Annotated in this window: 16 protein-coding genes; 5 read left to right on the top strand and 11 right to left on the bottom strand. The window is 25.6% G+C overall.

Annotation, left to right across the window (positions count from 1 at the left end):
• Positions 1 to 98: 98 nt before the first annotated feature.
• On the bottom strand, positions 99 to 1148 hold the full coding sequence (locus JW646_RS02635) for an SH3 domain-containing protein (protein ID WP_228416483.1): 1050 nt from the start codon (positions 1146 to 1148) through the stop codon (positions 99 to 101).
• A 210-nt stretch (positions 1149 to 1358) separates the two neighbouring features.
• On the opposite strand from JW646_RS02635, the gene JW646_RS20120 reads away from it, so the two are divergent.
• A complete protein-coding gene (locus JW646_RS20120; protein ID WP_255701530.1) occupies positions 1359 to 1487 on the top strand; it encodes a hypothetical protein in 129 nt (42 codons plus the stop codon).
• A 279-nt stretch (positions 1488 to 1766) separates the two neighbouring features.
• Here the strand turns inward: JW646_RS20120 and JW646_RS02640 are convergent, their stop codons facing one another.
• Both JW646_RS02640 and msrA read right to left on the bottom strand, forming a co-directional pair.
• Complete coding sequence (locus tag JW646_RS02640) at positions 1767 to 2297, bottom strand: hypothetical protein (RefSeq protein ID WP_148557817.1); 531 nt, start codon at positions 2295 to 2297, stop codon at positions 1767 to 1769.
• Between the two features lie 101 nt (positions 2298 to 2398).
• Positions 2399 to 3280: a peptide-methionine (S)-S-oxide reductase MsrA gene (msrA, locus tag JW646_RS02645; protein ID WP_148557818.1), complete on the bottom strand. Its 882-nt coding sequence runs from the start codon at positions 3278 to 3280 to the stop codon at positions 2399 to 2401.
• 262 nt (positions 3281 to 3542) lie between these two features.
• Between msrA and JW646_RS02650 the strand changes: the two genes are divergently transcribed.
• On the top strand, positions 3543 to 4367 hold the full coding sequence (locus JW646_RS02650) for a carbon-nitrogen hydrolase family protein (protein WP_148557819.1): 825 nt from the start codon (positions 3543 to 3545) through the stop codon (positions 4365 to 4367).
• A gap of 43 nt (positions 4368 to 4410) precedes the next feature.
• A complete protein-coding gene (locus tag JW646_RS02655; RefSeq protein WP_148557820.1) occupies positions 4411 to 4893 on the top strand; it encodes a hypothetical protein in 483 nt (160 codons plus the stop codon).
• A 48-nt stretch (positions 4894 to 4941) separates the two neighbouring features.
• Here JW646_RS02655 and JW646_RS02660 read toward each other — a convergent pair whose 3' ends face one another.
• Both JW646_RS02660 and JW646_RS02665 read right to left on the bottom strand, forming a co-directional pair.
• Positions 4942 to 6060 carry an XRE family transcriptional regulator gene (locus JW646_RS02660; protein ID WP_228416485.1) on the bottom strand — a complete coding sequence of 373 codons (1119 nt, stop codon included), beginning with the start codon at positions 6058 to 6060 and terminating at the stop codon, positions 4942 to 4944.
• A 98-nt stretch (positions 6061 to 6158) separates the two neighbouring features.
• Positions 6159 to 7361, bottom strand: coding sequence for a DHHA1 domain-containing protein (locus tag JW646_RS02665; RefSeq protein WP_148557822.1), 1203 nt, complete (start codon positions 7359 to 7361; stop codon positions 6159 to 6161).
• 148 nt (positions 7362 to 7509) lie between these two features.
• Here JW646_RS02665 and JW646_RS02670 point away from each other — a divergent pair, with 148 nt between their 5' ends.
• Positions 7510 to 7998 (top strand): prolyl-tRNA synthetase associated domain-containing protein, encoded by a 489-nt coding sequence (locus JW646_RS02670; RefSeq protein WP_148557823.1) that lies wholly within the window; start codon positions 7510 to 7512, stop codon positions 7996 to 7998.
• A 68-nt stretch (positions 7999 to 8066) separates the two neighbouring features.
• On the opposite strand, the gene moaC is transcribed toward JW646_RS02670, so the two are convergent.
• Genes moaC through JW646_RS02685 form a run of 3 tightly spaced genes read right to left on the bottom strand, consistent with a single transcriptional unit; the run spans position 8067 to position 9825 of the window.
• Positions 8067 to 8558, bottom strand: coding sequence for a cyclic pyranopterin monophosphate synthase MoaC (gene moaC, locus JW646_RS02675; RefSeq protein ID WP_148557824.1), 492 nt, complete (start codon positions 8556 to 8558; stop codon positions 8067 to 8069).
• Between the two features lie 15 nt (positions 8559 to 8573).
• On the bottom strand, positions 8574 to 9335 hold the full coding sequence (locus JW646_RS02680) for a DUF6241 domain-containing protein (RefSeq protein WP_074918157.1): 762 nt from the start codon (positions 9333 to 9335) through the stop codon (positions 8574 to 8576).
• The gene (locus JW646_RS02685) at positions 9313 to 9825 is read right to left on the bottom strand and encodes an RNA polymerase sigma factor (RefSeq protein WP_148557825.1); all 513 of its coding nucleotides are present in this window, start codon (positions 9823 to 9825) and stop codon (positions 9313 to 9315) included. The genes JW646_RS02680 and JW646_RS02685 overlap by 23 nt, the downstream gene beginning before the upstream one ends.
• Before the next feature lie 211 nt (positions 9826 to 10036).
• Here JW646_RS02685 and JW646_RS02690 point away from each other — a divergent pair, with 211 nt between their 5' ends.
• A complete protein-coding gene (locus tag JW646_RS02690; protein ID WP_228416486.1) occupies positions 10037 to 11605 on the top strand; it encodes an oligosaccharide flippase family protein in 1569 nt (522 codons plus the stop codon).
• A 35-nt stretch (positions 11606 to 11640) separates the two neighbouring features.
• Here JW646_RS02690 and JW646_RS02695 read toward each other — a convergent pair whose 3' ends face one another.
• The 3 genes from JW646_RS02695 to JW646_RS02705 form a co-directional block, all read right to left on the bottom strand.
• Positions 11641 to 12510 (bottom strand): alpha/beta hydrolase, encoded by an 870-nt coding sequence (locus tag JW646_RS02695; RefSeq protein WP_228416488.1) that lies wholly within the window; start codon positions 12508 to 12510, stop codon positions 11641 to 11643.
• A 202-nt stretch (positions 12511 to 12712) separates the two neighbouring features.
• A complete protein-coding gene (locus tag JW646_RS02700) occupies positions 12713 to 13393 on the bottom strand; it encodes a zinc ribbon domain-containing protein (protein ID WP_228416490.1) in 681 nt (226 codons plus the stop codon).
• Between the two features lie 14 nt (positions 13394 to 13407).
• Complete coding sequence (locus tag JW646_RS02705; RefSeq protein WP_228416491.1) at positions 13408 to 14775, bottom strand: hypothetical protein; 1368 nt, start codon at positions 14773 to 14775, stop codon at positions 13408 to 13410.
• Between the last annotated feature and the right edge of the window lie 285 nt (positions 14776 to 15060).

Raw genomic sequence — 15060 nt, forward strand, 5'->3', positions numbered from 1 at the left:
AACATTTTCCCTCGTCTCAAATTGTAATTTCTCTATAAACTATATTAAGAATAATAATATATATTTTCACATAAAAAAAGCCAAGATAAACTTAGCTTTTATTTCAAAATGTATATTGTTATATTTTGCACTCCCCAGTTCAAGCACTCTTTTTCTGTATTCATATAAATGTCAATTTTATTCCCTTTTATTCCTCCACCGCAGTCTTCTGCAATAAAAGTTTTATCAAACTCTGGTATGTATACTCTGGTCCCATAAGGAATGATAGTCGGATCTACAGCTATGGTTTTACCGAATATAGGTTTTGTACCTGTAGCTGTTATAGTTCCCGTGCAATAAGCATATGCTTTAACTTGCATACTATATGATATGTCATTAGAACTTCCTGGTTTGTTAGTTGCTGAATCTAATTCATCTTGTGATTTTAAATACGCAGAAGAACAATAACCGATTTTTCCGTTGGATAACTTGACTTTATACCAATTATTATTAGTACGCTCAACTATACTTACTTTATCACCTTTATAAACTATTCCTATAATGCTATTTGATGTCGATGTTCCACTTCTAACATTTAAATTTGCAGTAGCTATTAAACTATCTATTACTGTAACATTATTATTTGAATCATTGGAATTATTACCTGAATTGCTATTATTTTCTTTTAAATATTTATTACTAGAATACCCTATAGTTCCATCACTTAATTTAACTTTATACCACCCTGTACTGGCAACGCCAAGCATCTCTACTGTACTATTTTTTTTAATATATCCTATTATTTTATACTTAGTTGAGCCACCTGTTCTTACATTCACACCCCAAGTTGCTACAAGCTTTTTACCTGTAGTAGATGAATTATTTGAAGAACCTTTTGTAGTAATGTAATCTCCACTTACCCATCCATCTTTACTTTTATACTTAATTTGATACCAACCATCTTTTGAAGATAAAATATCAACCTTATCCCCTTTACTAAGTCCACCTATAGCATTATATGATGTTGATGGTCCACTTCTAACATTAAGTGAATGCGCTGTCACCTCTCCAGTCTTAGAGTCTGCATATATATTGCTTGTTCCTAAGGCGCAAATTGCAGATGTGGCTGATAATGCTGCTATTGCATATTTATTTTTTTTATTAATCATTTTTCCCCCCACAAACTTAGTTTTCACTCTATAAATTCACCATAATTATCCATTTATTAATATCTTATCTTAATTTCATTTAATTTTAAACATATTAATTGAAAAAATCTTATAAAATTTTAATTTTAGTTTTTTTTGGTAAAAGTTCACTAATTATATTTTTAATTTTTCATATACTATTAAAAATATAGTTTTTATGGAGGATTGACTATGGCTGAAAAAAATTATCAAATAGCATCTATTACAAAAATTGAAGAGGCTGCAATAAAAAAAGCAGAAGCTGAAGTGAAAAAAGAAACTGGTAAAGATTTTGTAATGATTGCTTGGGAAAAAGAATAATTTTTGCAATAAATAAGGACATCATAATATTTTATGATGTCCTTTATATGCATTAGATGGATTTATCTTTAGTTTATTTTTAATTCTCTTTTTCTAAATGTTTTAATTGTTATTTATAAGGTTGAATTGTAATTAATATTTTAGTTGTAAGTTGTAAAATATAAAATCCTATATAATTATAACTACCTCATAGTTATTTAAAGCACTTATGTACAATATTTTTATCCATCTAAGCATATTTTATTATAAGTATGAGATTTACATCCACACCATAATAAACTAATCAATATCTATATAAGTTTCATTGTTAGCTTTATTAATAGCTACTTCTAACTGTATTACTTCTCTATTTAGATTATCTATTAATTTTTCCATATCTTCTCTTCCAAAATTTAATTCTGTAACTTTATAATATACAGAAGTTGCTGCCGCATCTACTTTTCTCTCTTTACTAACCTTTACATTTTGCAATAATGCTTCTAATTCAAAGGCTAATTCTCTTTTTAATTTAACTTTATTCAAAGCACCTTGAATAGTTGTTATTTCTCCTAGTACCTGTATTTCTGTAATATTATTTGCATGGGCAATAGCTGTTTTTATTTTTTCTATGTTATTAGATAAGGATATAAGTTCATAAAGTTCTTTATTAAAATCAAATTTTTCATCACAATCAAATCTTGTTCCGTCAGCCTCTAATATATACGTAATACTCGCTTTTTTTCTATTTATAATATTTGGTGACTTATATCTATAATTTCTTTCTATTTCTGCTACTTTAATCATAGCTTGATTTATTGTAAGTTTTTCCATCAATAAATTCCCCCTTATCTATTTCTTTTATTAAATCTAATTATTACATACAATAATTGTATTTTCAATATAGTTAGCTCTATAATCAACGTATTTTTAAATTATTTATTTGCTGGTATAAATTTTATAGCTGCCGAATTAATTGAAAGAATATTATGTTTTAAATCTTCTAGTGTATCATTTAAAACATAACCTAGGTGTATGTCACTTTTCTTACTTCTTACTTCAATTTTGTTTACTATTTCTTCATCTTTTATAAGTTTTATTAAATTATTGTTTATTGCTTTTGAGAATGTAGGCCATCCATAGTTTTTATTTATTTTATCCTTTGATGAAAATAAAGGAGTATTGTCTAATACATCTACATAAACTCCTTCACTAAAATAATTACAGTATTGATTTTTAAAAGGTTTTTCTCTTAATTTATTTTGTGTTACTTCATATTGTAACTGGTTTAAATGCCTCATGGCATAACTTCTTTTTAAGTATTCATACCTTCCAGAAAATCTTATATATTCTCTGTATAATATAGGATTTTTTTTATAAAAATTTTGGTGAAAGTCTTCTGCTTCATAAAAGATTTTAGCTTCATATAATTTAGTTGCAATTAAATCACCAAATATATTATTTTCTTCTAAATCTTCAATATACCTTTGAGCCTGTCTCCATTGATCAATATCATAGTAAAAAATAGCTGTTTTAAAGCAATATGATTTATCTCCAAATTGACCTTCTTCATCAGTAGGATCTATAGAATTAAAATAAACTTCAAGTAATTCATTGTAGCTTAAAATATTATCATCATAAGTTATTTTTACAACTAAATAATGGTTACTATCTTCATTTGAAACTATTTCAAATGTTGGATTTTTATTTGTGCCTCCACTATAGCCTACTTTTACTTCCTTTACACCTTTTAATTTTTCAAATGGTTCAACCATACACCAGAAGCATCCCCCTGCAAACATTGCAGTTTTTTCCATAAAAAATCAACTCCTTGGTAAATTTTATTTATTTTCCCCAATAGAGTTGATTTTTAATCTTTATAGTAAATTAATTTTTATAGGCATAAAATATTTAATAATGTTATTTTGTGAAAATTCTAATTATTTATAATTATATATTAAAAAGTTTATTAATTCAACTAATAAAATTAATTCTATTATATAATTTATAGATATACTTGTTTAATTTGAGAAAATATACCACAATATAACATATATCAAGCTTTTTAGGAGGTAAAATATGAGCAAGTTAAAAATAGGACTAATTCAGATGAAAGTTTGTGACAATAAAGAACAAAATCTGATGAAGGCTTCTCAATTAGTATCAAAGATTTCTATTGAAAGGCCTGATATTGTCATTTTGCCAGAAATGTTTTCTTGCCCTTATGCTTCATGTAATTTCCCCATTTATGCTGAAGATGAAAATGGTAAATCATTTAATTTCTTATCAAATATATCAAAAACAAATAATATATATTTAGTAGCTGGTTCAATCCCAGAAAAAGAAGGAAATAAAATTTACAATACATCTTATGTTTTTAACAGAAAAGGAGAAAAAATAGGAAAGCATAGAAAAATGCACTTATTTGATATAGACATAAAAAATAAACAAAAGTTCAAAGAGTCAGATACTCTATCTGCTGGCAATGAGGTAACTGTATTCGACACAGAATTTGGTAAAATAGGCTTATGTATTTGTTATGATTTTAGATTCCCTGAACTCTCAAGACTTATGGTAGATAAAGGTGCTAAAACCATAATAGTTCCTGCATCTTTCAATATGACTACAGGTCCTGCCCATTGGCATATTATGTTTAAATCTAGGGCTATTGATAATCAAGTTTTCACCATTGGATGCTCTCCTGCTAGAGATTATAATTCTTCTTATATTTCTTATGGTCATTCTTTAATAGTTTCTCCATTTGGTGAAGTTCTTACAGAGCTAAAAGAAGAAGAAAACTTAATTACTTATACAATTGATTTAAGTTATGTGGATAAAGTGAGAGAAGAACTCCCTCTACTTTATCATAGAAGAAAAGATTTATACGAATTAAATGAAAAATAATAAATATAAGTATTAAGCTAATTTATTAATGGTGGTGAAATAAATGTGTGACTTTTTATATGGGGCTGTTAGTAAGAAAGATTATAATAAAAAATTTATATCAATATCATTAAAACACCACATTCCCATAGATTGTACGTTTGAATCATGTGCTTTGTTTCCTGTAAAAAAATCACATGATGATTATATTTTTTTTAGATTAACAAATGAATATTGTGATTGTGCCACTCCCCTTGGATATGGTCGCGATGAAATAAATACAAAATATTTAAGTACGCCTCACAAAAGACAATTGTATTTAAATTCTATCTATAAAACTATATATAATTACATTGAATGGCTAAAGGAATTAAATGAATCCAGTTGTATTAATCATGTTTACATAGTTAAACATTTCGACGATAATAAACCGGAGAAACAATGCAATAAACATGTAGTTCATATCGATGATATTAATATAGATTTTTTAATAGACTTAGAAAATGAAATAGCTTATAAAGTACAATTCTATAAAAAATATGACTAAATAAAAAAGAGTATCAATTATTGATTATTGATACTCTCTTGTTATTAATTATTTATTATTTTTGTTATTAAAACTTAGAACTTTTACATCTTTTTTAGCAGCTAGAGAACCTTCTTTAAGTCCCATTAATTTCTCCAAATCATCACCATATAAAATCATATTTTCGTTATATAGCTTTTCCATTAATGTATTTTTACTTACTATATTGTTATCTAGTAGTAATTTATACGCTTTTCTAAGGCAGGTTGGATGAGTTGCTTTAACATTGTCCAAAGGCTCTTCTTTATGCCATCCATTTTTGCTTATTTCGTTCATTAAATAATTATATTTTTTATAATTTATTAATCCTAATGCATATGATCTATATAAAATTATAGTAAGTGGTACCATAAACTTAGATTTAACTTCTAAATAAGATTCTAATTCATTAGGGTTGTCTAATTCTTCTATTAATTTGTTTCTTGGTAATAAAAGAGCTGATGCAAAGTCATCTTTATTAAATCTTTTAGCTGGTATATTTAACTCATTGCTTATTATAAATGAAAATTCATAAGCTAGGTCGTAATTTCTAAGAGCTAAAGAATTTTTATCGTGTCCTAAAGATACTATATATTTTTCTTTTCCATCTATACTTTGTTTTTGAGAATATGGAGAAGCCCCTCTTCTATCTATATTCATATCAGTAATTACTACTCCTATAGCTTCCATAAATGATACCATATTTATTAAAGGCTCTTCACCTAATTCATAGAATTCCCTACATCTGTCTGCCAATTCTTCCATAGGTAAATTTTTATTTAAGTTGTCTGGAAGCTGTAATTCTGGAAACTGAATATAGTTTTCAAAAAACAAGTAAAGTTTGTGTATCATTACTAGTTTTTCTCTGTATGAGATCTCTTCATTTCTTTGTATAGTTGATTGTGGATTAAAATGAACTGATTCTACATTTACTTTTATATTTTCATTTCTATAGAAATAATCTCTAGGAAAATGTAGTACATTTGATAATTTTAATGCATTTTCCACTGTTGGTTTATATTTATTTTCCTCAAAAGCTAATATATCTTTTTTATTTATATTTGTTTCCTTAGATACTTGATCTATAGTTTTTCCTCTATATACTCTAGCTATTTTAAGTCTTTTACCATTAAATAGTTCTTTCTTCATATTTTATGGTCCTTTCATAGTTGTTTTTTTCATTCAACTTCTTATTATACTTAATATGTCACATCTTTTCAAATAATAAGTTATTTTATAATAATAATTTAATGATACATTGATCTTATTTTGATTTTTACATAATCAAATAATGAGGTTAAATTATTATTATTTTTTCCTCCACCTTGGGCAATAACTTTACTTCCTCCACCTTTACCATCAACTAATTTGATACTATCTTTCAATAATAAATTCATATCCATTTTTTCCAAATTTTTTGAACATGCAAATAATAAATTTATTTTATCCTTATTTATTAATGCAAATAATCCAATATTATCATCTGTTTCTATTATTTTATTTGCTATTTTGTTTATATAGTTCATATTTTTATTTTCATAAGTTTTGATTATAATATTCATGTTATTAATATTTTCAGCTTCTTCAATCATTTCTTTAACTTCATAATTACTTATTATTTCTTCTAACTTTTTATTTTCTTTATTCATTTCATTTAATTTATTATTTAAATTTTCTATACCTTTATAAGCATCTTCCTCATTACTGCTAAGCATCTTACAAATTTTGTTTAAGTAATTATCTCTTTTTAACATTTCATTTATAGCTTTTGTCCCACATAAGAATTCAATTCTCGTTGCTTTTTTATATTTTTCAAATTTCTTTATTTTTATAATTCTTAAATCTAAAGTATTTTTTACATGAACACCACAACATAAATTTATATCAAAATCTCCAAATTTTACAACTCTTATATCATTACTAAGTTTAGACAAATCATCTTTTATTTTAAGTTTTTTAGCTTCTTTTTTATTTATATTTAAAACTTCTACACTTATACTTTCTCTAATAATTTCATTACACATACTTTCTATTTTTATTATGTCATCCTCTTTAAAAAAACCTTCTATATCAACAGTAGAAAATTCTTTTCCTAAATGAAAACCTACAGTTTTTGCATTGTATTCATTATTAAAACAAGCAGATATAACATGTTGACCAAAATGATGTTGCATGCCATATTCTCTTCTCTCCCAATCAATCTCACACTTTACCTTATGAATTCTATTTGGTTTTTTATCTAATATATGATAAATTTTATTATTTTCTTCATAGACATCTAGTACAGATATATTATCTATCCTTCCTAAATCGCAGTATTGACCTCCACCACCTGGGAAAAAAGCTGTTTTATTTAACAAGACATGATACTTATTATCCACTTCTTTAACTTCTTCTATTTCAGCAGTAAAATTTTTAATATATGAATCATCATAAAATAACTTTTCCATCTTTCTCTCCATTTCAATTTGTTTATTGTTTATTTTTAGCATTATTAGTTAATTATAACTATAATATTATTAATTTAATAGTTTTTATTGTACAAAACTTTTAACTATGACTATAATTTAAATAAACTGTTTAAATAAGGAGAATTCTATGGATAAAAAGGAAAAAATTTTAAAAAAACTAGATGAACTAAATATTGAATATGAAGTAATAGATCATCCTCCTGTTTATACTATTGAAGAAATGGAAAACCTTAATTTAGAAAAAAAAGGACATATAGTTAAAAATCTTTTTTTAAAAAATTCTAATGGAAAAACTCATTATCTTGTAGTACTAAAGGGAGATAAAAAAGCGGATTTAAAATCATTAAGATCACAAATTCAATCTAGCTCTTTAAGTTTTGCTTCAGAGGAACGATTACATCAACATTTAAATTTATTAAAAGGCGCTGTTACACCTCTAGGTATTATTAATGATAAGAACCACTGCGTAAATGTTGTTATAGACCATGACTTGAAAAATCAAAACATTATTGGAGTTCATCCCAATGTAAATACTTCTACAGTTTTTATAAGTTATAATGATATGTTAAAATTTATAAATAATTGTGGAAATAAAATTCTCTATGTTAATATATAGTGATAAAATTATTTTATTAATTTATAAGAAATAAGCTCTACTATCTAAACAGATAATAGAGCTTATTTTTACTTACTAATTCCTTCAAATACAAACTTTCCAGATTTTCCACCAGTTTTTTCAACTAAATGAATATCCGAGATTACCATATTTTTATCAATTGCTTTGCACATATCATAAATAGTTAAAAGCGCCACATTAACCCCAGTTAACGCTTCCATTTCTACTCCAGTCTTACCTGCTAATTTAACTAAAGAAATCGTTGTAATACTTTTTTCTTCCTCATTAAATTCAAAATCTATTTTAGACTTTGTTAACATTAAAGGATGACACATAGGAATTAACTCTGATGTTTTTTTAGTAGCCATTATTCCTGCTACTCTAGCTACTCCAAGAACATCTCCTTTTGCCATATTTCCTTCAACTATTTTTTTAAATGTTTCATCATTTACAAATATTTTTCCACTTGCTATTGCTTGTCTTTGTGTAATATTTTTTTCCGTAACATCTACCATTATAGCATTTCCATTCGAATCAAAATGATTTAATTTTTTTTCCATTTTTATCTCCTTCATTTAGTAATACTCATTTAGAATGCTTTGTATCTTATCCTTATCTAATACTTCTGCCTTACCAACATTTCCATCAAGCATTTCCCATACATAGTTATGCACCTCTACTGCGTTAGAAAAATCTCCAGATTTCCATTTTGTTAAAGAGTTTCTTAAGTGCATTCTATCATAATCATTTTTAATTTCTTCAACACCTTCCAAAGCCAGATCTATGGTTTTTGGCGTAACTTCACTACACTGCCATTTATATTCAGCTTCAACTAAAGTATTTGCTAGAGAATGAATAAGTTTAATTGCTTCATTATTACCTTTTGGTTTTTTTATTTCTTTCTCTTTTATATAAATAGTTTCTACAGAAGAAGATTCACTTCCTTCAACAACTTCTTTTCCAATACCAATAAATGATTTTAAGTTATCAATTTGAATAAATTCATTTATATTTTCAAAAACACCATATACTTTTGGAGCTTTTATAAATATATTTGGATAAATTGCTCCTATTACTGGTAATAAAATTATGAGTACAAAAGTAAGATCCAGTATTTTATATCTTAGATTTTTTCTTTTTTCCTTTTTTAATTCTTTAAAAGGTATTTTTATGCTAGATTTAAGATCATTGGGAATATGTATTAAATCAAGATCTGCATTATTTACATTAAACTCCTTTATATACTTATCTATATCTTTATCAATATTTTTTTCTATTTCCAGGCTATCAAAATCTATATTGCTCACAAGGTTCTTATCTGGCTTCACATTTGTCATCTTTAAAATCCCCCTTTATATTATCTTTCATGAATTTCAAGGAATTTCTAAGATACAATTTTACAGTACTTTCATCCATATTAAGAATTTCTCCAACATCCTTATAAGACATATTATAAAAATATATTAAAACAACTACATTTTTTAAATGAATATCTAATAAATCTATTCCTTTAAATATATCAATGTATCCATTTTCATCTATGAAGTCTTCATTATCATCTTGTTCTACCATTCCTATTTCTTCTAAATATTCATTTATGTGCTTTATAGTAACCTTTGTCATATATTTTTCAAAACTTTCATATTTAGATAACATACGAAAATTATCGTTAATATAAAGAACTGTTCTTTTCATTATTTTTTGTGCATCCTCTTCATACTTAGTGTGAAGAAAAGCTAATTTATATATATATTCACTATTTTTTATCATAAGCTTTTTAAAGGCTTTTTTTTCATTGCCAATAACTTTTTCAAATAAAGTCCCCATAATAAAAATCTCCTCTCAAATGAATCACTTCCAATAAAAAATGTCAGCATTTTTAAATATTCCCTTTAAGTTATTTTACACTTTTTTACAATTATCTTCAAGAATTGTAAATTTAAATAAATACTTTATTTATACTTTTTATTCTCTTTAGCGCATATAAATAGTATATAAATTAAAAATAATATTTTCTATATATTACAAGGAGATAATTATGAAAAGAAGAAACTTACTGATAAACGTCATATTACTCACCGCCTCAACTATGACTCTCGGTTTTATAGGTATGGCTTTTCGGGTCTATCTATCTAATAAAATTGGTGCAGAAGGTATGGGTTTATTTCAACTCATTATGAGTATTAATGTTGTATGCCAAACACTAGCTATATCTGGTATAAGAGTTACTATGACAAGACTTGTTGCAGAAGAGCTAGGAAAAGGCAATGAACATTTAGTAAAAAACATTATTATAAAAGGTCTTTTATACACTTTGTTTTTCAGTATATTAACAGGGATTCTATTATTTAACTTATCAGAGTTTATATCAATAACATGGATTCAAGATGAAAGAGCCATTATTCCATTAAAAATTCTTTCTTGTTCTCTACCTTTTGTTGGAATATCTTGTTGTTTAAATGGATACTTCTATGGCTGTAGAAAAGTAATAAAATGTATAAGTGCAGATATTATTGAAACGTTAGTGATGATAAGTATTGTATCTTTATTCATAACATCTTTTTCAACAGGTAGATTAGATTATACTTGTGCTCTTATTTCTGTAGGAAATTCTATTGGATGTATATGCGCTGCATTTTATTCTTACATATTATACATATTCGAAAAGAAACATTTTACATTATGTAAAAGTAATAAAAATAAATATTCTTTTTTTAAAATCACAAGAGTTGCAATACCTTTGGCTTTTAGTTCATATATCCAAACTTCACTAAAAACTGTAGAAGATATTTTAATTCCAAAGTCTTTAAGGCTTTACGGCTCTTCAGGATCTATGTCACTATCAATCTTTGGTATGGTAAAAGGAATGGCAATGCCTCTACTTGTATTCCCTTCCATATTTTTAGCTTCTTTTTCAACATTAATTATTCCAGAAATTGCAGAGGCAAATGCTTTAAATAAAAAAAACATGGTAAATTATATAATTTCTAAAGTAATTAAATTTACCATGCTTATTGCAATATTTGCCACAGGAATATTTATTGTGTTTTCCAATGAATTAGGAGTGGGACTTTATAAAAGTGAAGAAGTGGGATATTTACTTAAGATTTTAGCTCCTTTGATTCCATTTATGTACTTGGACAGAATAGTAGATGGTAGTTTAAATGCTTTAGACTTGCAAGTTACAACTTTAAAGTACAATATAATTGACATGTTTGTGAGAATTAGTGCTATAACCTTTTTAATCCCTAAATATGGAATAAAAGGTTTTGTATTAGTTTTGTTTATAAGTACAACATTTAATACATCCTTAGGTGTAATAAAAATATTGAAAGTAACAAAACTAAAATTTGATATACTTGACTGGATTTTAAAACCAGCTTTATCCGTAACCTTATCCAGTTATGCAACAAAGATTATTCTTTATTGTTTACATATTGAAAACTCTGTTTTTGTAAGTATAGTATTAGATTTATTTATTTACTTTATTATGCTTATTTTATTTAAGGCAATTAGAGGAAAAGACCTTCAGTGGTTTGCAGATGGATTTAAAAAAGATGTAAAAAAAGGAAAATGGGAGAGCATGGGACTTTACAAACAAATATAAAATATAAAAGAGTTTGCAAAATGCAAACTCTTTTATTATTGTATATTATATAAAAAATTAACTATATTTCTCACTGTTATATCCATTTGTTCATCCCTACTTATTAAAGCCTCTTCATCTCCACCATACATGCCATAATTAGCAAATTGAGAATGATTAGCTCCTTCTATTTCTACATATTTTGTATCTTTTGGTAGTTGTCCTTTAGAATTAATTAATTCTTTATAATCTACAACATTATCTTTGCTTCCCCAAAGAGATAACACTTTGAAACCTAGTTCACTTATATTGTCTCTTGGATATGATGATATTAATACTATTCCTTCAACATTTTTATTGTTTACAGCATATTCACAAGCAACAGTTCCCCCTAGAGAATCTCCACCTATAACCCATTTTGTAATTTTAGGATTATCTTCAATTACTTTATTCGCCTTGTTTTTTCCAAAATTAGCATAATTAAAAGGCATATCTACAGCTACTACCATATACCCATAACTTGCAACATCATTACATAATTTTGCATAAGATGATGAATCTACTCTTACTCCAGGGTAAAAGATAAATCCTTTTGTTGCACTTACATTCTTCGGAGTAAAGTATGTGTAATCTCCTTTTACAGTTACCTCAACTTTAGAGTTACCTTGTAAATACTTCATGTCTTCTTTTTGTAAAGAGTATCCATTGCTTAGCCATATGAAAAAACCTATTACAAATATAGTTAATAAAGTTAAAAGAGTTATAATTCTTTTTTTTCTTATTTGTGATTTATTCTCTTTGTTTCGCTTATTATTCTTGTCTGCATTATTTTCATCATTGTAAAGCAAAGGTCTTTCTAACTCCATAGTAATACTAAAAGTATCATATTTACTTTCACTGTTTGACTTTGCTTTCCTTTTTTTCATATTATCCCTCCAAAATTTTTCACTACATTATATTCTACCATATAAATTTAATCATTTCATCTTAATAAATAAATCAAATTTCTTACAATTATTATAATATAATAATCATTATTTACAATATTGTAAATAACAATTGCTATAATACAATAATAAGAGATATAAAAAGCTTGATTATTGGCTTTTCATATCTCTTATTTTTATTTTATTCTGATGTATTGTCTTTATGACCTTTTAAAAATTCTCTTCCTTCAATTTCTATAGAATCTGTTTCTATTACACTGTTATCTATTATTATTTTATCTTGAAAATCTTCTTCTAAAGCTAATTCTTCTTTCTCCTTTAAAAACTCCTTCCCAGAATCTTGATCTGTCATGCTTACTTCTGGTACTTCTTCAATTATAGTATCTTCAAACTTTGCTTCTTCTTTTACAAAATAAACTTCATCATAGTAATGTATAGCTTCTTCTTTTATCTTACTACCACAGCATGCACAGAAGTTTGAATCTTTTTCTGTTTCTTGTTTACAATGGTTACAAATTATATAAGATTTTTCTTTTTCAATTAAACTTTTGCCACATTGAGGACAAAACTTTTCGTTTTTAAAAGCAACATAACCACATTTACAAACAATCTTGTTACTTTTATTTTCAAAACTTCTAAGTTGCATGTGTTTTGTATAAATTTCTATATCCAAAGCCTTTATTTCATCACATAATAAGTTAAACTCTTCGTCAATTATTTCGCCTTTTCTAATTTTATCATAAGTCATTATTCCTAATTTTAATAATGCCTGTGCTTTTAAATCTTCATAATCATTGATATTTTTTTTTATTTTTATTTTTTCTGATTCTTTTTGTATATTAGAAAATTTCATATCCTTCATTTTCATCCTCCAAATTAATTAAAAATATTTAATTTATAACCGATTAAAGTCATTATAAAGCTATACATAAATGAAGCAATCAACCCTATTATACAGTTGAATCCCATTTGCATAGGGCTTAAATAACTTAGCATAGATGCAGCATTATTTCCTATATAAATAGTTGTTAAAAAGCCAATTATAGCCATAATTACTGCATAACATCCACTAAATATTATCACTGGTTTTATATTTTTGCTCTTATGTTTACTTTCAATTTTACAGCCAACTATTATGAATATTAAAGCTGATAAAGCCATAATAGCTCCTAAAAGTAAAATTAAATCCAAAGAAATATTTGAATTGAATAAAGATAATATTGATAAATATCCACTACCAAGGCTTACAGGCACAAAATTTGCAAATGACCATAAATACATGGCAAGTTGACTTAAAAGTACACCTAAAGATACATCATTTGCATAAGAGTTTAATCCTAAGTCAAAAACGTAATTTATATTTGCAAAATTAAGTACTACAGATATTATAAAGACTAATATATATCCTATAAAAATAGTTTTAAAAGCTAATTTTGATAAATTAGCAATCATATTTTCTTTTTCATATTCTTTTTTTATTCCCATAAATAACATAGTAATAAAACTTATTATGAATCCTTTGAATAAAGCATTAAGTGTACTAAATTCAAATAAAATTCCATACCCATTTTGATTAAATCCACTAGACAAGTTAACTTCCACTTGAGATACTCTAGATATTATACATAGCATAATAGCGTAAATTATTGACACTCCTAAGGAATTTTTCACATGAGCTATAAAAGATGTATTTCTTGTTTTGACAAACATTCTATATGGTAGTATTAAGGATACAATTGGTAATATTAATAAAATTAAAAAACCAAAGTTAACACTTGATTGAGCACTATTCATAAAAAGGGACATAAAAATATTTACACTAGCTAAATTACTAAAAAGCATAATATGTAATGGATTTATTAATTCATTAATTTGATTATTGCTTCCAAATAATATAAATTTAATTATTAAAGAAAGAGCAAATAATATTGAAATGGCTAAACCTGCTGCCTTTAATCCATTTTTTAAATCAAAATTTGATGCGATATCTTTAAATTTTGTTTTTTCACCTTCTTGGTTTATAAACTTTTCCCTTTTGTTTTTAATATTTTCCAAAATTTGACCACAGTTGCTACAATAAATATGGTCTTTACTAACTGAATTTTCACATTTAGGACAGTTCCCTCTATTGTCTTTTTCTATAGTAAAATAATTAATATTTTCTTTTATATTTAAGCTACCATTTTCTCTTGAATAATTATCATACTTACTTTTATTTAAGTTTTTTTCCATATTCATCTTCATTTCTCCCTCCTGACTTACTTCATAATAGATTACCTTATTACATTTATGAATTATAGCAAAGTTTTCTTAATTATACCTTAATTCATTATTAATTTTTCGTTAATTTCTCACTTTGATACTTACAAATTTATATACTTTAAACTTATGTTGTTTTAATAATGAATTTTATATACAATCTTTGTATATAATTGCAAGATAAAATTTGGTGTTAATATGTAGGAATTAGCTCAAGTAGGTAAAAAGACATATTATATAAATAGTCTTAATAAAATAGTAATTTATAAA

It is taken from the genome of Terrisporobacter hibernicus (assembly GCF_020809405.1).
Classification (GTDB): Bacteria; Bacillota; Clostridia; order Peptostreptococcales; family Peptostreptococcaceae; genus Terrisporobacter; species Terrisporobacter petrolearius.